General features: G+C 61.5%; 23 protein-coding genes. 11 read left to right on the top strand and 12 right to left on the bottom strand.

Annotated features, from left to right (window positions below; all coding sequences use genetic code 11):
* Window positions 1–1,005, bottom strand: coding sequence for an integron integrase (locus AC3DET_RS09955; RefSeq protein WP_488391495.1), 1,005 nt, complete (start codon window positions 1,003–1,005; stop codon window positions 1–3).
* An 896-nt stretch (window positions 1,006–1,901) separates the two neighbouring features.
* Here AC3DET_RS09955 and AC3DET_RS09950 point away from each other — a divergent pair.
* The 9 genes from AC3DET_RS09950 (at window position 1,902) to AC3DET_RS09910 (ending at window position 8,674) form a co-directional block, all read left to right on the top strand.
* Window positions 1,902–2,240: an immunity protein Imm33 domain-containing protein gene (locus tag AC3DET_RS09950; protein WP_488391494.1), complete on the top strand. Its 339-nt coding sequence runs from the start codon at window positions 1,902–1,904 to the stop codon at window positions 2,238–2,240.
* A 73-nt stretch (window positions 2,241–2,313) separates the two neighbouring features.
* On the top strand, window positions 2,314–2,583 hold the full coding sequence (locus AC3DET_RS09945; protein ID WP_488391493.1) for a hypothetical protein: 270 nt from the start codon (window positions 2,314–2,316) through the stop codon (window positions 2,581–2,583).
* Between the two features lie 490 nt (window positions 2,584–3,073).
* The gene (locus AC3DET_RS09940) at window positions 3,074–3,355 is read left to right on the top strand and encodes a hypothetical protein (protein WP_488391492.1); all 282 of its coding nucleotides are present in this window, start codon (window positions 3,074–3,076) and stop codon (window positions 3,353–3,355) included.
* A gap of 66 nt (window positions 3,356–3,421) precedes the next feature.
* Complete coding sequence (locus tag AC3DET_RS09935) at window positions 3,422–3,820, top strand: YbbD-related protein (RefSeq protein ID WP_488391491.1); 399 nt, start codon at window positions 3,422–3,424, stop codon at window positions 3,818–3,820.
* A gap of 848 nt (window positions 3,821–4,668) precedes the next feature.
* Window positions 4,669–5,064 carry a carboxypeptidase-like regulatory domain-containing protein gene (locus tag AC3DET_RS09930; protein WP_488391490.1) on the top strand — a complete coding sequence of 132 codons (396 nt, stop codon included), beginning with the start codon at window positions 4,669–4,671 and terminating at the stop codon, window positions 5,062–5,064.
* Between the two features lie 517 nt (window positions 5,065–5,581).
* Window positions 5,582–5,998, top strand: a complete 417-nt coding sequence (locus tag AC3DET_RS09925; protein ID WP_488391489.1) for a hypothetical protein — start codon at window positions 5,582–5,584, stop codon at window positions 5,996–5,998.
* Between the two features lie 964 nt (window positions 5,999–6,962).
* The gene (locus AC3DET_RS09920; protein WP_337732210.1) at window positions 6,963–7,298 is read left to right on the top strand and encodes a hypothetical protein; all 336 of its coding nucleotides are present in this window, start codon (window positions 6,963–6,965) and stop codon (window positions 7,296–7,298) included.
* A gap of 466 nt (window positions 7,299–7,764) precedes the next feature.
* Complete coding sequence (locus AC3DET_RS09915; RefSeq protein WP_488391488.1) at window positions 7,765–8,175, top strand: hypothetical protein; 411 nt, start codon at window positions 7,765–7,767, stop codon at window positions 8,173–8,175.
* Between the two features lie 88 nt (window positions 8,176–8,263).
* Window positions 8,264–8,674, top strand: a complete 411-nt coding sequence (locus AC3DET_RS09910) for a GFA family protein (RefSeq protein WP_488391487.1) — start codon at window positions 8,264–8,266, stop codon at window positions 8,672–8,674.
* Between the two features lie 450 nt (window positions 8,675–9,124).
* On the opposite strand, the gene lolD is transcribed toward AC3DET_RS09910, so the two are convergent.
* From lolD to AC3DET_RS09860, 10 genes are read right to left on the bottom strand one after another with little or no spacing between them, the layout of a single operon-like run.
* Window positions 9,125–9,850 carry a lipoprotein-releasing ABC transporter ATP-binding protein LolD gene (gene lolD / locus AC3DET_RS09905; RefSeq protein ID WP_488391486.1) on the bottom strand — a complete coding sequence of 242 codons (726 nt, stop codon included), beginning with the start codon at window positions 9,848–9,850 and terminating at the stop codon, window positions 9,125–9,127.
* Entirely contained in the window at window positions 9,843–11,090 is a 1,248-nt protein-coding gene (locus AC3DET_RS09900) for a lipoprotein-releasing ABC transporter permease subunit (RefSeq protein ID WP_488391485.1), read from the bottom strand. The genes lolD and AC3DET_RS09900 overlap by 8 nt, the downstream gene beginning before the upstream one ends.
* Before the next feature lie 6 nt (window positions 11,091–11,096).
* The gene (locus AC3DET_RS09895; RefSeq protein ID WP_488391484.1) at window positions 11,097–11,552 is read right to left on the bottom strand and encodes a hypothetical protein; all 456 of its coding nucleotides are present in this window, start codon (window positions 11,550–11,552) and stop codon (window positions 11,097–11,099) included.
* Entirely contained in the window at window positions 11,503–11,751 is a 249-nt protein-coding gene (locus AC3DET_RS09890; RefSeq protein ID WP_446538467.1) for an FAD assembly factor SdhE, read from the bottom strand. The genes AC3DET_RS09895 and AC3DET_RS09890 overlap by 50 nt, the downstream gene beginning before the upstream one ends.
* On the bottom strand, window positions 11,748–12,179 hold the full coding sequence (locus AC3DET_RS09885) for an MAPEG family protein (RefSeq protein WP_488391483.1): 432 nt from the start codon (window positions 12,177–12,179) through the stop codon (window positions 11,748–11,750). The genes AC3DET_RS09890 and AC3DET_RS09885 overlap by 4 nt, the downstream gene beginning before the upstream one ends.
* 4 nt (window positions 12,180–12,183) lie before the next feature.
* The gene (locus AC3DET_RS09880) at window positions 12,184–12,966 is read right to left on the bottom strand and encodes a succinate dehydrogenase iron-sulfur subunit (RefSeq protein ID WP_337730910.1); all 783 of its coding nucleotides are present in this window, start codon (window positions 12,964–12,966) and stop codon (window positions 12,184–12,186) included.
* Window positions 12,967–12,984: 18 nt separating this feature from the next.
* Window positions 12,985–14,775, bottom strand: coding sequence for a succinate dehydrogenase flavoprotein subunit (sdhA, locus tag AC3DET_RS09875; RefSeq protein WP_337730911.1), 1,791 nt, complete (start codon window positions 14,773–14,775; stop codon window positions 12,985–12,987).
* Window positions 14,776–14,780: 5 nt separating this feature from the next.
* A complete protein-coding gene (gene sdhD, locus AC3DET_RS09870; protein WP_192201314.1) occupies window positions 14,781–15,164 on the bottom strand; it encodes a succinate dehydrogenase, hydrophobic membrane anchor protein in 384 nt (127 codons plus the stop codon).
* Window positions 15,161–15,553, bottom strand: a complete 393-nt coding sequence (gene sdhC, locus AC3DET_RS09865; RefSeq protein WP_192201315.1) for a succinate dehydrogenase, cytochrome b556 subunit — start codon at window positions 15,551–15,553, stop codon at window positions 15,161–15,163. The genes sdhD and sdhC overlap by 4 nt, the downstream gene beginning before the upstream one ends.
* 59 nt (window positions 15,554–15,612) lie before the next feature.
* Entirely contained in the window at window positions 15,613–15,798 is a 186-nt protein-coding gene (locus tag AC3DET_RS09860; protein WP_192201316.1) for a DUF1674 domain-containing protein, read from the bottom strand.
* A 39-nt stretch (window positions 15,799–15,837) separates the two neighbouring features.
* On the opposite strand from AC3DET_RS09860, the gene ygfZ reads away from it, so the two are divergent.
* Together ygfZ and ubiM are read left to right on the top strand one after the other, a co-directional pair.
* Complete coding sequence (gene ygfZ / locus AC3DET_RS09855; RefSeq protein WP_488391482.1) at window positions 15,838–16,704, top strand: CAF17-like 4Fe-4S cluster assembly/insertion protein YgfZ; 867 nt, start codon at window positions 15,838–15,840, stop codon at window positions 16,702–16,704.
* Between the two features lie 88 nt (window positions 16,705–16,792).
* Entirely contained in the window at window positions 16,793–18,022 is a 1,230-nt protein-coding gene (ubiM, locus tag AC3DET_RS09850; RefSeq protein WP_488391481.1) for a 5-demethoxyubiquinol-8 5-hydroxylase UbiM, read from the top strand.
* Window positions 18,023–18,039: 17 nt separating this feature from the next.
* On the opposite strand, the gene AC3DET_RS09845 is transcribed toward ubiM, so the two are convergent.
* Window positions 18,040–18,585 carry an NADPH-dependent FMN reductase gene (locus AC3DET_RS09845; protein ID WP_337730914.1) on the bottom strand — a complete coding sequence of 182 codons (546 nt, stop codon included), beginning with the start codon at window positions 18,583–18,585 and terminating at the stop codon, window positions 18,040–18,042.
* Window positions 18,586–18,591: the final 6 nt, after the last annotated feature.

Here is an 18,591-nt window from a genome sequence, read left to right as displayed (position 1 = left end):
TCAGCGGTCCAGGGGACTGAGCACCGCACCAGCGCCCCGATTGAGGACGTGTGTGTATATCTGGGTAGTCGCGACGTCCTTGTGGCCGAGCAGTTCCTGCACGGTGCGGATGTCGTAGCCGCTTTCGATCAGATGGGTGGCGAAGGAGTGGCGCAGCGTGTGCGCAGTCACCGGCTTGGTGATGCCCGCCGACACCCGCGCCCGCTTGAGCGCCCGCGCCAGCATCGCCTCGTCCAGGTGGTGGCGTCGCCACCGGTCATCGCGCGGATCCAGACTGAGGTTCCGCGCGGGGAACACGTACTGCCACCCCAGTTCGCGCCCGGCGCTCGGATACTTGCGCGAAAGCGCATGCGGCAGCCAGACCTCTCCCGCACCCTGCGCCAGGTCCTGCTGGTGCAGGACGTGCACGCGCTCCACCTCCGCCTGCAACGTCGGCACCAGGGACGCCGGCAACACCGTCCGGCGATCCTTTCCACCCTTGCCCTCCCGCACAGTGATCTCGTTGCGGGCGAAATCGACGTCCTTCACACGCACACGCACGCCTTCCATCAATCGCATGCCGCTGCCATACAGCAGCCGGGCGAGCAGCGCCATGCGTCCGTCCATGTGGGCCAGCAAGGCCCTTACCTCCAAGTGCGACAGCACCGTGGGGACCCGCAGCGGCCGCTTGGCACGCACCACATCGTCCATCCATGCGAGCTTCAGGCCCAGGACCTCGCGATACAGGAACAGCACTGCGGACAGCGCCTGGTTCTGCGTACTCGCCGCCACCTTGCCCTCGACTGCCAGATTCGTCAGGAATGCCTCGACCTGCACCGCCCCGAGCTCGCGCGGATGACGTTTGCCATTGGCCAGAATGAACCGGCGGATCCATCCCAGGTAAGCCCGCTCGGTGCGCAAGCTGTAATGACCCACGCGCAACCTTCGCGTGACTTCCTCCATCAACCCCACACGCCCCACCGCCCCCGAACCCGATACCGCCCCGTCTCCCGACTGATATTCCATAGCCCCTGCATTCCATGCGACTAACGCAGGCAACGTCGCATCCGAGCTGCACCAAGGCCATCAGCCAAGCGATTGATCCAGCATAGGAAAACCCCGATTGACGCCCACGAGGCAAGCCTGAATACTCCGCGCTATTACCCTGGAATGGGGTCTACTAGGTGTTAGGCCCCGTATGAAAGATCTTCCCGATCTGGAGAACTCATTACGACAAGTGATCTCGGTCCAAGATGCATACCGAGTCATGGAGCACTTCGTCAGCGCATATCTCGCGCGCGGCGATACGTCGGTGTCGGACTTTCTGTTCTGCTACGCGGGCCTTACTGCTCCCGGCCAAACAACCGATCCGGCTGCCATCCACGACTTCCTTGAGTCAACCAGGGCTGTAGCAGCACAATCCCCACCGGGCCCCTACGGTACCGGGGCCTAACAAGTCATTCAAGCCGAACCCGCTTCGCGGGTCGGCTTAATTCTGGTGTTAGGCCGCTATGGAAGCTCATCGCGTAACTCTCAGAGACGGCACCTCGGCTGACTTGTACCGCTCGGAGTTTGGGCTCTGGGCGTGCCCTATTTGCGGCAGTGTTGAGCTGACCGAGCAGCCCTACTACAGCGACAGTAGCCCCTCATTCGCTATGTGTAGCTGTGGCTTTGAGTTCGGGTTCGACGACGATCCAGGCGCCTCGGCAGAGGCAGATCCATCAGTTGCTGCAAACTGGTCCAAGTGGCGTGCCCGTTTTCTACGTAAGCTTCAGCCTCATCCGCAGGCATTGGCGCAGGTTGTTGAGCGGTTGCGCGCAATCGGAGTGGCCGTATGACTTATCGGGCGCGGCCTAACAATTCATTCAAGCCGAACCCGCTTCGCGGGTCGGCTTAATTCAGGTGTTATACCTCAGCCCGGCATGCGCATAGCCAAGCATCAAACCGTATGTGAGTGGATCGGAGCAGAGCCGTCACCTCCAGCTCTCGGCTCCAAACTCGGCCTTGCCGTCGGGAGTCTGACGACGGGCCCCATCCATGGGCTACGCCATCCACCCTCGGATGGAGCGAGTGGCTGGTATATCTGGTGCGGAGAGCTATCCGAGGCGGATGACTTCTTCTCTCCGCTGCATGTTCAGCATCTCGCCGAGTATCTTCCCGCGGCAATCGAGTACCTTGCTCTACCACCCGGCTATCGGTTCCTGGTTGACGGGGCTGACTACGAGGATGTGTGGTTTGATGCATCATTGCTCGAGGTATAACAATTCATTCAAGCCGAACCCGCTTCGCGGGTCGGCTTAATTCAGGTGTTAGGCCTCAAGGAGCGACATCCGAATGACCCTCACACAGGACCAAGTACTGGCGTTCGCCGTCTACGAGATTCGGCTGTTGCTCGCACACCACTTAGGTAGCGGTGACACTCTTGATCCGGCCGTTCGCGCTGCAGCGCATCTTGCATATTCGCTTCACAATCAGGCTGATGCTGTTCTGCACGGTGGCACGTTTGATCCGCAGCAGGCCGCCGAGGCTCTTAGCGCAGTAGATCGGATGCTGGCAACCAATTTTCAGGCGAGGCTCTCGGAGGCTACTAGCCATGAGGCCTAACAAATCATTCAAGCCGAACCCGCTTCGCGGGTCGGCTTAATTCTGGTGTTAGGCCGCAGATCGAGACATGCAGATGCTCCGAGCAAATGTAGCCCTTGGTATCGGCCTCTTGTTCGTTCCCGTGCTAGCTGAGCTAGTGGCAGCTGGTCTTGATCAAGGTCCTGGTGTTGGTCTGAGCCTATTGCTCTATTGGCCTTTCCATCTCGCTTTTGCTGGACTCGCGCTCCTGCTTTTTGCAGCTCTCAATGCTCAGCTATCTAGACGGTCAGGAGTCTCAGTGTCGCGAGGCATCTTGGTCGGAGTAGCCTTTTCCGTTGTATGGTTTACCTTAGCGTTCATTGCTGTGGGCCAATTGCACATAAGTCGCGGGGGTCTGCTTTGAGCATGAGTAGCAGAAAATGTTGGCTGCGGCCTAACAATTCATTCAAGCCGAACCCGCTTCGCGGGTCGGCTTAATTCCGGTGTTAGGCCGCTCATGCACCCTTACACAATGCTCAAAGAGTTGCTGCAAGAGCTTGGTGCCCAGCTGACCTCTGAAGATTTGCGGCCAGACGTGTTTGGTAGCTATGTAGCGACCTATGCCAACGGCAGCAATCTCATCCGACTTGTTTGGGATGGTAAAGATGGCTGGGGCTTCGTGCAGCAGCATCGCGCTGACGGGAATTGGGCAGACGCCACAGACTTCCTAACTGAGGGAGATCTCGAGAGTGTTCCGCAAAACCATGCCAAGATTAGTCAGTTCCGACAGGCCGTTGCCGCACTCCTGCGGTGAGCGGCCTAACAATTCATTCAAGCCGAACCCGCTTCGCGGGTCGGCTTAATTCAGGCGTTAGCTGCCATGAGAGTTTTTCTACTCGTTGCCGTTTCATTCTTGGCTCTTGCGAGCTGCGATCGCACTAGCCAATCCTTCAAAACATACGACGAGCTAGTGCAGCGCGACGCTCTTCAAAGCGGCTGGTTTCCATCCTGGCTACCCGCCTCATCACGCGACATCCGCGAGGCGCATGACATGGACACAAACCAGAGCATGCTTGCCGCCAGTTTCGGGGACGCATCGTGGCGCCCTCCATGCCAAGCAGTCGCTTCGGTTCCAACTGCTCCGTTTGATAGGGATTGGTGGCCGGCTGACCTTTCCTCCGGCAGTGGCTGGCAATTGTTCTCCTGTGGGCCCGGGGAGCACGCTGCAATCCATCCAATCCAAAAACTCTTGCTCCATTGGCGCCCCAATGGCAGCTAACAATTCATTCAAGCCGAACCCGCTTCGCGGGTCGGCTTAATTCTGGTGTTAGGCACCTATGCAAGTGACACGGAGTTTCCTGTGATCAAGGCTGCACGCACCGCACTCATCCTCATGTTCTGCCTTCTCACCGGCGGCATGATGCTTGCCTCCGGCGAGTCAGTGCTCACCACCGCACTAGTGCTGGCGGGGTTCACTATGATTGTGGTCGGTGGCTACAGAGTTCGGACTCGCGTGCGGACCAGGCTGGGTACGGCTGATGACTTTAGTTTCAGCCTTACTTACCTATCCGCCTGGGACCGCCGAGACTGGACCCTGCTGCTTTTGCATCTTGCCGTAGGCATCGCTCTGTTGGGCGCAGGCTTTTCCGGTCTGCGGGGCGGTGCCTAACAATTCATTCAAGCCGACGCCGCTTCGCGGCGCGGCTTAATTCAGGCGTTAGGCCGCTATGGACAATGATGATGTTCTGAGATCAGAGGATGTTGCCTATGTGCGAATCGCAGTTCTGCAAATTCGTCGTAGAGTTCTCCTCGGGACTGCGGCATCTTCCCTAGTCGCCACAGTCGTGATCGGACTTGCTGCGTACTACTTCAAATTCAATAGCGTCTCCGCCTCAATCTTTGTCGCTTCAGTGTTTCTCGTGCTTGGCGCCTTAGTTGTTATTCGTTGGTGGAGGCACTACCGCAGCATACTTGGACAGATCGACATCATTGCTGAGAGAGTTGCGAGTGGAGAGACTGTATATGGCTCCAAGGTGGCAATTCACTCTTATCGGTGAGCGGCCTAACAATTCATTCAAGCCGAACCCGCTTCGCGGGTCGGCTTAATTCTGGTGTTAGGGGCCGCTAGTGAAATCATCGTTCTCAAAGGTACTTTTCGTTGGCATCCCGCTACTCCTCAGCGGCTGCTGCCACTTCACGCCATGTCATCTCGGCACGTACATTTCGGGAACAGTTACTGACGCGGTGTCGCATCAACCAGTCCAGAATGTCTCCATTCGCCTCTATAACCACGAGATCCGCACGGCTCAGTCCGGCTGCTTCTCGATTGGTGGATCTGATGCACTCCCGTTCGAGTTTGGCGTCTCGGCTCCGGGCTATAAGCCCATCATCACCGAGGCTGTTCCTGGCTCATACCAGGCAACGGTTACACTCGTTCCAGAGGGCAGTTCCGGAGAGAGCTCATCTAAGATCAGCGACATCTCTAGGGACCAATATGCCGAACTCTCGCGGAGCTGCCCCTAACAATTCATTCAAGCCGAACCCGCTTCGCGGGTCGGCTTAATTCAGGCGTTAGGCCCCTTATGGAAGTTTCACAACACAAACGACCTCTCTGGCTTGGCATGCTCTTAGCATCTCTCGCCCCTCCAGTTTGTTTAATTGGCATCATTCTCTTCACTGGCACCGATCTCCCTTCTTTCACCGAAGTGCTCAGCACGGTGTCCTTGGCTTACCTAGTCGCATTTCCCATTGCGCTCGTCGCAATGCTGACACTCGGCCTGCCCTTTGTGCTTTGGCTCCGCTCGCACAACATGCTAAACATCCTGTCCGTATGCATTGGCTCCGTACTAATCGGAGCAGCCTCCTTCACGCTGCTCACAATAGCCATTCGTTGGGGTCACCAATTTGAACTGGCGCAACTGCTGTATGGAGCCGGTTTCGGACTTGCGGCTGGCATTGCATTCTGTATCGGAGCGGGGCCTAACAATTCATTCAAGCCGACGCCCCTTCGGGGCGCGGCTTAATTCAGGCGTTAGCCCCCTTGACCGACATTCTCGCCAAGTTCACCGCATGGACGCCTTGGTCGCAGCGTGCAAACCTGCCACTGGAATTGCCCGGCGTATACATGCTCTCCGAGTTCAAGGATCAAGCGCCCAAAGGCAAGCCCGAGCTATCTACAAAACTCATCTACATCGGTGAGACTTGCGGCCAATCTCTGCACGGCCGCCTCTACCAATTCAATCGCTCTGGCTTTCTCGGCAAGCTTGGACACTCTGGCGGCGCAACATTCGCCCGCACCTACAATGCCAAATCTGATCCGGCTTGGCTTTTCATATCGGTAATGGCCGTTGACCTAGAAGAACCTCACACCTCAGCGTTCATACGCTACGCTGAGCGCGCTCTACTTTGGTCGTATGTTCAGCAGCATGGGGCTTACCCGGCATGCAATCGCAAATAATCGCCACGGGGGCTAACAATTCATTCAAGCCGACACCGCTTCGCGGCGCGGCTTAATTCAGGCGTTAGGCCCTATGGACAGTACAGAGCCATCCTCATCTCAACTCGTCAAGGCCGGGATGCAGCGCCTATGCAAGGACTTCAACCCTGTAGCTGAAGCTCTTGGGTTTACTCGCACGCGCTCTGGCAGTAGATCTTGGCACCGGCCACATGGAGCGCTTGTAGAGATAGTTCATCTCCACCGATCTGGCAGCAGCTATGGTGCCCCAATCAACAATTCTGTAAGCATCAGGGCAGAGTTCATTATTAAGGCACCGGATAGCCCCTCATCAAAGGCATGGCTGGATAGCGACAAGCTAAAAAACTCTAACGGCTACCACTATCACTTACGATTCAATGCACTGACGTGGAGCACCTATGATCGCTGCTTACAAGATCTTGAGAGAGTCGTCAAAGACCACGCCGTGCCTTGGTTTGATGGACATAGGGCCTAACAAGTCATTCAAGCCGAAGCCGCTTCGCGGCTCAGCTTAATTCTGGTGTTAGGCTGTGGAGAAAGTTCTTTGTTGACCAATCCAAACACTTGGCTGGCTATAGCTGCTCTGCTCTCATTCTTCATATTTGCAGTAGCGGCTTGGCTCTTTCATAGGCGCTTGCGCAATCGCAGCAGCCTTCACTTTCTTCTGTCTGTGTTTGCCTTGCTGATATTGCCTTTCGTTTCGTCGATCGTGACGTTTCTAGTGCTTACTTACAGCAGTCCCGAGATGCCTGGCAAACCAACCATGCTGAACAACTGGGTAGTAATTTCTTCCGAGATCATTGTTCCTGGCTTGTTACTCCTGTTGGTCGCATCAACATTCTTTCGCGCCGTTCGTACTATCGCGCCACAGCCTAACAATTCATTCAAGCCGAACCCGCTTCGCGGGTCGGCTTAATTCTGGTGTTAGGCCCCTAAAGAGACTTCTATGACGCGTCTTGCAGTCGCCGTTCGCTATCTGGCTGTTCTCAATTTCACAGCACTCGTACTTGGCATGGTCTTCTTGGGCGGCGATGCATTGAATGGCCATGTAGCTGATGAGCACTACTACCTCTCGTGGCATGGCAAGCTAACCGAGGTCAGCGCCGCCATCTTTCAGTACAGCCGATTTCACACCATCGCGTCATTCATACTTCTAGCCATAGCCGCACTTTCAGCTCTGGTTTCAAAGCCTGGCGCCACTGAGATCAAGTGGATCAACCGGCTGGTATTGGGCTGCATCGTTGTCATCGTCGGCCTATCGTTCTTCAAGTACGGGGCCTAACAATTCATTCAAGCCGAACCCGCTTCGCGGGTCGGCTTAATTCAGGTGTTAGGCCGCTATGGACAATGATGATGTTCTGAGATCAGAGGATGTTGCCTATGTGCGAATCGCAGTTCTGCAAATTCGTCGTAGAGTTCTCCTCGGGACTGCGGCAGCCTCCCTAGTCGCCACAGTCGTTATCGGACTTGCTGCGTACTACTTCAAATTCAATAGCGTCTCCGCCTCAATCTTTGTCGCTTCACTGTTTCTCGTGCTTGGCGCCTTAGTTGTTATTCGTTGGTGGAGGCACTACCGCAGCATACTTGGACAGATCGACATCATTGCTGAGAGAGTTGCGAGTGGAGAGACTGTATATGGCTCCAAGGTGGCAATTCACTCTTATCGGTGAGCGGCCTAACAATTCATTCAAGCCGAACCCGCTTCGCGGGTCGGCTTAATTCTGGTGTTAGCCCGCATAGGAGCCTTCATGGCGTTCAAGGTAGGAACCCCAAAAGCACTCGATGATATCTCTGCACAAGACGTGCAGACGCATCCCATTTGGCTCTGGGTCTGGGAGGCTGGGTTAGAGGGAGAGGCCGACGATGAGACTTGGCAATGCCCTGTTCTTGAAACATCAGATGTCTCTGAAGCGATGACTGAGCCGGTCATTGCCCTCATGGTCAAGGGCAGCAACATCATTGGCTCTGCCAGCTACAACTCACAGAGCGATCAACTTGAGGCAATCTCCATCTGGGAGGGCGACACATGGATTGGGGTGCAAGAGACAACGCTCCCCACCCCAATTTCGTTTGTTGCTGTTCCAACGATCCACGGCATGGCGAATGTTGAGTTTGTCTGCACTGATCCCGGTGACGATTGTGCGTCGCGTGCGGGCTAACAATTCATTCAAGCCGAACCCGCTGCGCGGGTCGGCTTAATTCCGGTGTTAGGTGCCATCAAGTTATCTCGCCTACGCAAGGAAGAACATGAACCAACAACACACCGGCTCCTGCCTTTGTCGAACCGTCACCTTCAAGATAGACGGCGCGTTTGAACGTTTTTTCCTTTGCCATTGCTCTCATTGCCGCAAAGACACCGGATCAGCGCATGCCGCAAACCTGTTCTCATCGGTCGCCAAGCTCGAATGGCTCTCTGGTGGGGAGAACGTGCAGACGTACAACCTTCCAAGCACCCGCCATACACGCTGCTTCTGTTCTGTTTGCGGTTCTGCAATGCCCCACGTCGGGCACGAGTTCATTGTCGTACCGGCTGGTTGCCTCGACACGGATCTCACCATGACGCCTGACGCACATATTTTTTCTGGCAGCAAAGCCGCTTGGGACAAGAACCTCGCTTCCATCCAGGAATTTGATACGTTTCCTCAGAGCGACACCTAACAATTCGCTCAAGCCGGGCCCGCTTCGCGGTCTCGGGCGTAACCGGACCGCATCGGGCGGGCCGGTTTAACTCAGGCGCCAGGCTGCATGAAGAAACTTCTCGCGAACTTAGCTCTAGTTCTTGGCATAGCCCTCGCAGCTCATGGCCTACTCAGCGTGCCTTTCATCCAATATCTGCTGCCGGCTGACCTCGTTTCGCCGCTCGACAGCCAGAGCTCTCGATACTGGCGCGCGGTCCCCGCCGAGCCTCAGGACGACGTTTACCCGCCCTATGTCATTCTCGCGGCAGGGCTTGCGCTCTGCATGGCTGGAGTAGTGTCTCGTCGCAGATTGGGCGGCACTATCGCCTAACAATTCATTCAAGCCGGACCCGCTTCGCGGGTCGGCTTAATTCAGCAACTGTCTTCCAGCCAGCGGTCAGATGGAATGACCCAACGGTTTCTGCACAGGTCAGATCGCGTCGTGGGCCAGTTCGCGCAGTTTGCCCTCGTGCAGTTCCAGCACACGGTCCAGCCGGCGTGCCAGCCGGCGGTCATGGGTCACCAGCACGAGACTGGTCTTCTGCGCACGGTTGAGTTCAAGCATCAGGTCGAACACCGTCGCGGCTGTCTTTTCATCAAGATTGCCGGTCGGCTCGTCGCCCAGCACGCAGGCGGGCTGGTTCACCAGCGCCCGCGCCACCGCCGCACGCTGGCGCTCGCCGCCTGACAGCTCACCCGGCTTGTGCGCCAGACGATGACCAAGCCCCACCGCTTCGAGCAGCGACCTGGCCTTGCTGCCCGCGTCGTCCGTAGCGGCACCGCCGAGCATCACCGGCATCATGACGTTCTCCAGCGCAGTGAATTCAGGCAGGAGATGATGGAACTGGTAGACGAAGCCCAATGCCCTGTTGCGCAGCTGGCCACGCGCGGCATCGGACAATGAAGACATCTTCTGGCCGGCCACGTACACCTCGCCCGAGGTGGGCGTATCCAGTCCGCCGAGCAGATGCAGCAAGGTGCTCTTGCCGGCACCGGATGCCCCGACGATCGCCACGGTCTCGCCGGGCTGCACGTTGAGCTCCAGCCCATCGAACACGGGTGTGCGCAGCTTGCCTTCCGCGTAGGTCTTGCCGAGGGCCTCGGCGTGGATGACGGCGGTGCGGATGGCATCGTTCATGCGGTTCGGTTCACTCATAGCGAAGCGCCTCCGCCGGTTGCGTGCGGGCGGCGCGCCATGCGGGATACAGCGTGGCCAGGAAGCTCATGGTGAGGGCGACGGCGGCGATCAGCACGACCTCGCCCGCATCGAGCTCATACGGCAGGCCGGTGATGTAGTACACGTCGGGAGGCAGCAACGTCACCTTGAACACCGCTTCGATGGCGGCAAGGATGTATTCCAGATTGATGGTCAGCAGAATGCCGCCGACCACGCCCAGCACCGTGCCCATCACGCCGATCAGGACGCCCTGCACCATGAACACCTGCATGACACCGCGCGGGGTGAGGCCCAGGGTGCGCAGGATGGCGATGTCGGCCTGCTTGTCGGTCACCAGCATGACCTGGGAGTTCACCAGCGAGAAGGCGCCCATCAGGATGATGAAGGACAGCAGGATGCCCATCACCGTCTTTTCCATCTTCAGCGAGTGATAGAGATTGGCGTTCTCGCTGGTCCAGTCGCTGATGCGGTACGGGCCCTGCAGACGCAACGCCAGGTCGCGCGCCACTTCCCAGGACTGATACATGTCGTGCAGCTTCATGCGTACGCCGGTGACACCCTCGCCCATCCGCAACACGCGCTGCAGATCGCCCATGTGGACCAGCGCCAGGTTGCGGTCGACGTCGTTGTGGCCGACGGAGAAGATGCCGGTGACAATGAACCGCTTGATCTTGGGCATCGCCCCCATCGGCGTACCCTGGAAATCACCCGCGGTGACGACCACGCTGTCGCCCACGCCCACGCGAAGCCATGCGGCCAGTTCCTGCCCCAGCAGGATGTGGAACTCGCCCGGCTGCAGCGATTCCAGCGTTCCGGCCTTCATCTTGTCGCCGATCACCGAGACCTTCGGCTCTTCGCCCGGAAGGATGCCGGTGACCAGGGCGCCCTGCGGATCGGCATTGCCGGTCAACATGGCCTGCACGTGGATGAAGGGCGCGGCCCCGGCCACGCGCGGATCGTCCATTGCGATCCGGGTGGCGTGCGGCCAGTCCTGCATCGCCTCGCCCGCCCCCATCACGGTAGCGTGCGCGGTGGCCTGCAGCAGGCGGTCGCGGATCTCGCGCTGGAATCCGCTCATCACCGACAGCGTGGTGATCAGGATCATCACGCCCAGCGCAATGCCGACGACCGAGGCCAGCGAGATGAAGGAAATGAAACCGTTGCGGCGCTTGGCGCGGAGATAGCGCAGGCCGATGGCGACAGGAATGGGCTTGAACATAGGACCCTATGGTGCCCGATCCCCCTGACGCCGCCCAGCGCCCTCCACGTCCGCAGCAAGGCGCAGTTCACGCCGCGATGCCGCCGGCAGCGTGTCGGGCCACCACGACACGTGCCGCCAGCGGCCGCCGGGGGCCTCGCGCCACCGCAGGAACGCCAGGGGCCCGCGCCAATGCAGGCGGGCCTGATGCAGGGGCACGCGATCGACCGTGGGCATGCGTCCGTTTCCGGGAAACCAGAACGCGAGGCGGGGGCTTCGGCTTTCGCGGCAGGCGCGCCACACACCGTAGGCAAGCGCCGCCAGGGCCAGCGGCCAGGCGAACATGCGCGGCATCTCGCTGGCCAGCACCGACATCGCGCCCAGCAGTCCCAGCAGGATCAGCAACGCCTGCAGCAGGCGCGACGGCTGCCACTCAAGCCGGCAGTTGACGGATCCGTTCGACCAGCGCGGCGAGTTCGGCATCGGGACACTGCTCATAGCCCATGAACCAGCGCCAGAGCTTATCGTCCTCGCAATCGAGCAGGCGTAGGAAAACCACGCGCTGCGCCTCGGATTCCGTCGGCCAGCTTCGGTCGAGATAGCGTCCGAACAACTGGTCCAGTTCGCGCATGCCGCGCCGGCAGCGCCAGCGGATGCGCTTGAGTTCGGGATCGTCCGTCATGCGGCGGCCAGGGCGATGGCGAGCCGCATCCAGAACGCGATCAGCACCAGCGTCGCCAGCGCATAGGCGATGAAGCGGGTCATCACATGATTGAAGGTGCAGTGGACCACGCTGTGCACCACGCGCAGGCCGACGAAGGCCCATGCCAGCGCGAGCGATGCGCTATCCGATACGCCCAGTTGCGCGGCCAGCAGCACACCGGCGTAGAACAGGACCGGCAGCTCGAACAGGTTGCGGAAGTTGTCGGAAGCACGGGTGTCGAGCAGCAGGCGGGCCGAATCGGCAGCACTGGCGAGCGCCTGTGCGTCGATGCGCTTGCGTGCCATTTCACCCAGCCGCAGGTGGTACAGCCTGACCCACACGAGGAAGGTCAGGCTGGCCATGGCCACCGCGGGCCAGAGGATCGCCGTGGCAGGTGCGCCGGTCATGCGATCAGGCGCGACGCGCCATCATCAGCTTCTTGATCTCGGCGATCGCCAGCGCCGGGTTCAGGCCCTTCGGGCAGGTGCGCGCGCAGTTCATGATGGTGTGGCAGCGGTACAGCTTGAACGGATCTTCCAGGTCGTCCAGGCGAGCACCGGTGTCTTCGTCGCGCGAGTCGATGATCCAGCGGTAGGCCTGCAGCAGGATTGCCGGGCCGAGGTAGCGTTCGCCGTTCCACCAGTAGCTCGGGCAGCTGGTCGAGCAACAGGCGCAGAGGATGCACTCGTACAGACCGTCGAGCTTCTTGCGGTCTTCCGGCGACTGCAGGCGCTCGCGGTCCGGCGGCGCCGGGGTCTGCGTGCGGATCCACGGCTTGATCGAGGCGTACTGCGCGTAGAAGTGGGTCAGGTCGGGAACGAGATCCTTCACCACCTCCATGTGCGGCAGCGGATAGATCGGCACTTCGGCCTTGGTGCAGTCACCGATCGCCTTGGTGCAGGCCAGCGTGTTGGTGCCGTCGATGTTCATCGCGCACGAACCGCAGATGCCTTCGCGGCACGAACGGCGGAACGTCAACGTGGGGTCGATCTCGTTCTTGATCTTGATCAGCGCGTCCAGGACCATCGGGCCGCACTTGTCGAGATCGATCTCGTACGTATCGGTGCGCGGGTTGGCGCCGTCGTCCGGGTTCCAGCGGTACACCTTGAAGGTGCGCACGTTCTTGGCGCCCTTCGCGGGGAAGTGCTTGCCCTTGGTGACGCGCGAGTTCTTCGGGAGTGAAAATTCGGCCATGTGTCAGGTCTCCCGGGCTCAGTAGACGCGCGGCTTGGGCGGCACCACATCCACGTCCTTGCTGAGCGTGTACATGTGCACGGGGCGGGAATCGAAGCTGCACGTGCCGTCATCGGCGACGTTCACCAGCGTGTGCTTGTGCCAGTTGACGTCGTCGCGGTCCGGGAAATCCTCGTGCGCGTGCGCGCCGCGGCTCTCGTGGCGCTGCTCGGCCGAGTTGATCGTGGCCACGGCGTTGAGCAGCAGGTTGTGCAGTTCGTAGGTCTCGATCAGGTCCGAGTTCCAGACCAGCGAGCGGTCGCTGACCTTGACGTCCTGGAAGCTCGAGAAGATGTCGGCCATCTTGTCGCAGCCTTCCTTCAGCGTCTTGCTGGTGCGGAAGACCGCAGCGTCGGCCTGCATGGTGCGCTGCATGTTGTCGCGGATCACCGACGTCGGCGTGTCGCCGTTGGCGTTGCGCAGCTTGTCCAGGTGCGCCAGCGCCTTGTCGCAGGCGTCGCCCGCCAGCGGCTTGTGCGACGAACCGCTCTTGATCGTCTCGGCACAGCGGTTGGCCACCGCGCGCCCGAACACCACCAGGTCGAGCAGCGAATTGGAGCCCAGCCGGTTGGCGCCGTGCACGGACACGCAGGCGGCTTCGCCGATCGCGTAGAGGCCGGGAACGACCGCATCCGGATTGTCGCCGACCTTGCGCACCACTTCGCCGTGGTAGTTGGTCGGGATGCCGCCCATGTTGTAGTGCACGGTCGGAATGACCGGGATCGGCTGCCTGGTCACGTCCACGCCGGCGAAGATGTGGGCGCTCTCGGCGATGCCGGGCAGCTTCTCATTGATGACCTCGGGGCCCAGGTGGGTCAGGTCGAGCAGGATGTGGTCCTTGTGCTCGCCCACGCCGCGGCCTTCGCGGATCTCGATGGTCATCGAGCGGCTGACCACGTCGCGCGAGGCCAGGTCCTTGTAGTGCGGTGCATAGCGCTCCATGAAGCGCTCGCCGTTGCTGTTGCGCAGGATGCCGCCTTCGCCGCGCACGCCCTCGGTGATCAGGCAGCCCGCGCCGTAGATGCCGGTGGGATGGAACTGCACGAACTCCATGTCCTGCATCGGCAGGCCGGCACGCATCACCATGCCACCGCCATCGCCGGTGCAGGTGTGCGCCGACGTGGCCGAGAAATAGGCGCGGCCGTAGCCGCCGGTGGCCAGCACCACGCCATGCGAACGGAACAGGTGCAGCGTGCCCGTGGCCATGTCCAGCGCGAGTACACCGCGGCAGGCGCCTTCCTCGTCGAAGATCAGGTCCAGCGCGAAGTACTCGACCATGAAGCGCGCATCGTGCGCCAGCGACTGCTGGTACAGCGTGTGCAGCATGGCGTGGCCGGTACGGTCGGCTGCGGCGCAGGTACGTTGCGCCGGCGGGCCCTCGCCAAACTTGGTGGTCATGCCACCGAACGGACGCTGGTAGATCTTGCCGTCCTCGGTGCGGGAGAACGGCACGCCGTAATGCTCCAGCTCGATGATGGCCGGGATGGCCTCGCGGCACATGTACTCGATGGCGTCCTGGTCGCCCAGCCAGTCCGAGCCCTTGATGGTGTCGTAGAAGTGGTAGCGCCAGTCGTCCTCGCCCATGTTGCCCAGCGCGGCGGAAATGCCGCCCTGCGCCGCCACGGTGTGCGAGCGGGTCGGGAAGACCTTGGTCAGGCAGACGGTCTGCAGGCCCTTGGCGGCCAGGCCGAAGGTCGCGCGCAGGCCGGCACCGCCGGCGCCCACCACGACCATGTCGTACTTGTGTTCGGTGATCTTGTAAGCGGACATGGTGCTCAGTTCCCCAGCGCGATGCGGGCCACGGCGAAGACGCTCACGATGGCGCCCAGCACGGCGATGAATTTGACGGTGGTCTGCACCGCGAGGGCGAGCAGCGAGTTGTGGACGTAGTCTTCCAGCACAACCTGGAGGCCGAGCTGGGCATGCCAGAACATGGCCACCAGGAAGCCGACCAGCAGCACGGCGTTCCAGGGCTTGGCGACCGCAGCGGTGGCGGTGACGTAGTCGGCACCGATCAGGCTGAGTACGAACACCAGGAACCAGATCGTCAGCGCGACCAGCGCGGTGGCGGTCAGGCGCTGGTGCACGAAGTGCTCGGTGCCGGTTTTCGCGGAGCCCAGGCCACGCGCATTCTTGATCGGCGTACGGAAGTCGCTCATGCGCCACCTCCCAGCAGTACATAGGCCCACACCAGGGCGGTGATCACCAGGCTGGCGATCACCGACAGCCAGCTGCTGCGCACGAACGTGGCAACGCGGTAGCCGATGGCGAAGTCCTGCACGATGTGCCGGATGCCGTTGCACAGGTGGTAGGCGAAGGCCCAGGTCCAGCCGAACAGGAAGACCTGCCCGTACCAGGCGCCCGCCAGCGTGGTGAAGCAGTTCCAGGCTTCAGGGCCGATCACCAGCGTCAGCAACCCCGCAGTGATCAGCAAGGCGCCGGCGGCGAGGACGATGCCCGTGGCGCGATGCAGGATGGAGGTCGCCATCTGGATCTGCCAGCGGTAGACCTGCAGATGGGGGGAAAGCGGACGTTGTGGAGTCGCCATTCGTTGCGCTCGTTGTCTCGGCTGGGCGGTCAGGACCGCGTTGGCTTTACGTACGCTGCTCAGAAATCGATGCAGCGCCCGTTCTTTTCCCAATCCCCGTAACGCGTGGGCTCGGGCCCGTCGCGTCCACCGATCTCCTTCTGCGCAGCCGGTTCCCCTGCCCCTGCGCCTGCGGTCGGCGGTGAGGTTTCGGGCGGCTGTGTTCCGGGATCGGGGTCGGGAGTCGGAGGAGTTTGACCTATCATGTTGGTCTCGCAACGCACAAAATTTTAATCCTCACCCCCTTGGCTTACAACCTTTCCCCTACCAGTGCACCGGTTTTCACCCTTCCCGACCATGCGCTGATAACGCTGGAAGGACCGGATGCCGTGGCTTTCGCCCATGCGCAGTTCGCCAACGACGTGGCAGGTCTTGCCCCGGGACACTGGCAGTGGAATGCGTGGCTGACGCCCAAAGGGCGCGTGATCGCGGTCTTCGCGCTGGCCAGGCTGTCCGGGGATCGCCTGTGGCTGGTGCTGCCCGATCACCCCGCCGACGTGTTTGCCGATGCCATGCGGCGTTTCGTGTTTAGACGAAAGTTGAAGATCGAGGTGCCAGCGGACACCGGCATCGCGGGCACGTTCGCGACGCCTGCCAGCGCACAGGGTGCCGCCGTAGGCGAGCGACAGGATGTGCTGGAACTGGATTTCAGTGGCGATGGAGGCGCGCGCACCTTGTACGCGGGGCGGCTGGTGGCGTCGGACGATGCCGCCCTGTCCGCCGCGTGGCGCGTCGCCGACCTGTGCCACGGCCTGCCTCGCCTGCCCGAATCGCAGCGCGAACAATGGACGCCCCAGCAACTGGCCCTCGATCGACTGTCGGCCTACAGCGTCAAGAAGGGATGCTATCCGGGCCAGGAAATCGTCGCGCGCACGCATTTCCTTGGTAAAGCCAAACGCGCCCTGCGCTGCTTCCGCACCAACGGCCCGGTAATCGCGGGCATGCCGGTGCGCGAGCGCGACCGCGATATCGGCGAAGTCGTCTGCACGGCGCAGGACGGCGAACGCACAGTACTGCTCGCGGTGCTGCCGCTGGAGCATGCAGGTGATGGGCTTGCCGCCGGCGACGGTGTACTGGAACCATGCTCCTTGCTGGACGGCCTGCGTCGCTGAGCATCATCTGCAGGGCAATTGATCCACGTCAATGACGCCCGCGCACGCCGCCCTAGACTGCTCGTGAACCCGAGCAGGAAGCCTGCGCATGCAGCATGACGTCATCATCATCGGGGCCGGACCGGCGGGTCTCTGCCTGGCCAAGGCCCTGTGCGACCTCGACCTGAAAGTGGCGCTGGTGGAACGCCAGCCGCGCGCGGCCATCGCCGAGCCCGCCTTCGACGGGCGCGAAATCGCCCTGACGCATGCGTCGATGCGGCAGCTGCGCGACCTCGGCATCTGGCAGCACCTGCCCGAGGACGCCTGTTCGCCGCTGCGCGCTGCGCGCGTGATGGAAGGCGATTGCCTGCACGACATGCGCGTCGATGCCGGCCTGGCCGGCAAGCCGGAACTGGGCATGCTGGTTCCCAACCACCAGATTCGCGCAGCCGCCTGGAACGCCATCTGCGACCTGCCCCACCTGGACGTGTTCGACCACGCACGGATACACGCGGTCCGCACCACCGACGACCAGGCCTGCGTGACGCTGGGCGACGGCCTGCGACTGGAGGCGCCCTTGCTGGTCGCCGCGGACAGCCGTTTCTCCGAGACACGCCGTGCCATGGGGATCGGCGCGGACCAGTACGACTTCGGCAAGAGCATGCTGGTGTGCCGGATGCACCATGAGCAGCCGCACCAGGGCGTGGCGTGGGAGTGGTTCGGCCACGGCCAGACGCTGGCGCTGCTGCCGTTGCAGGAACACCTGTCCTCCGTCGTCGTCACCCTGCCCGACAGTGCGGCCAAGCGCCTTGCATCACTGGACGTGGATGCCTTCGCCCACGAGATGGAACAGCGCTACGGGCATCGCCTGGGGCACATGCGGCTGGAGAGCAGTCGCCATGTCTACCCGCTGGTCGGCGTGTATGCGCGCCGCTTCGTCGGTCGCCGCTTTGCCCTGGTGGGCGACGCGGCGGTGGGCATGCATCCGGTGACGGCGCATGGCTTCAATCTGGGGCTGGCCAGCGTGGAGCGCTTGGGCGCAATGGCGCGCGACGCACGGCAGCGTGGCGGCGACCTGGGATGCGCGGAGGCCCTGGCGCGCTATGAACGCCGGCATCGTCGCGGCACACGGCCGCTCTACCTGGCCACCCGTGCCATCGTGGAGCTCTACACCAACGATCACGCGCCAGCGCGCATCGTGCGCGAGGCCGTGCTGCGCGCAGGTCGCCGGCTTACCCCCTTCCGGCGTGCGCTTGCCCGGACGCTGGCGGACGAGCATCCGGCTGTCCGCCCGCCGCTGCAACGCTTGCGCGACGGGCTGGCATTGCTGCGCCCCTAGCGTGCGCCGGGCAAACGCTACGCCGCCAACCAGCCTCCGAAGCGATCGAGGAACAGTTGCAACCGCTTGCGCAGGCGCTCATCGGTGATCGCCCCGTCCGCGTCGACCTGGCCTTCGCGGTACTGGATGGCGATCTCGGGCTGCGGCAACACCGCGACATCCACCGCCGCCAGGACATTGCGCAGGTGCTGCTGGGCCGACACGGTCCCGTGCGCGCCCGGCGAGGTGCCGATCACCGCGGCACGCTTGCCGGCAAATGAATTGCTCCCGCCCGGCCGTGAGCCGATGTCGATGGCATTCTTCAGCACACCGGGAATCGACCGGTTGTACTCCGGCGTGATGAACAGCAACGCGTCGCAGATCTCCACTTGCTGCTTGAAGCGCAGGCCGGCGGCGGGGAAATCCGCGTCGTCATCCTGGTCGTAGAGTGGCAGGTCACCGATGTCGATGTCCTCGAAGGCGAAACGCTCTCCCGCCAGCGTTCGCACGGCATGGCCGAGCTGCCGATTGAAGGAGCCTGCACGCAGGCTGCCGACGATGATGCCGATGCGCGGCGCAGTCATGTTCCG

This window comes from Pseudoxanthomonas sp. 97-1-1 (genome assembly GCF_057773125.1).
The sequence above is the reverse complement of the archived record's forward strand: the minus strand, read 5'-3'. Positions and strand labels throughout refer to the sequence as shown.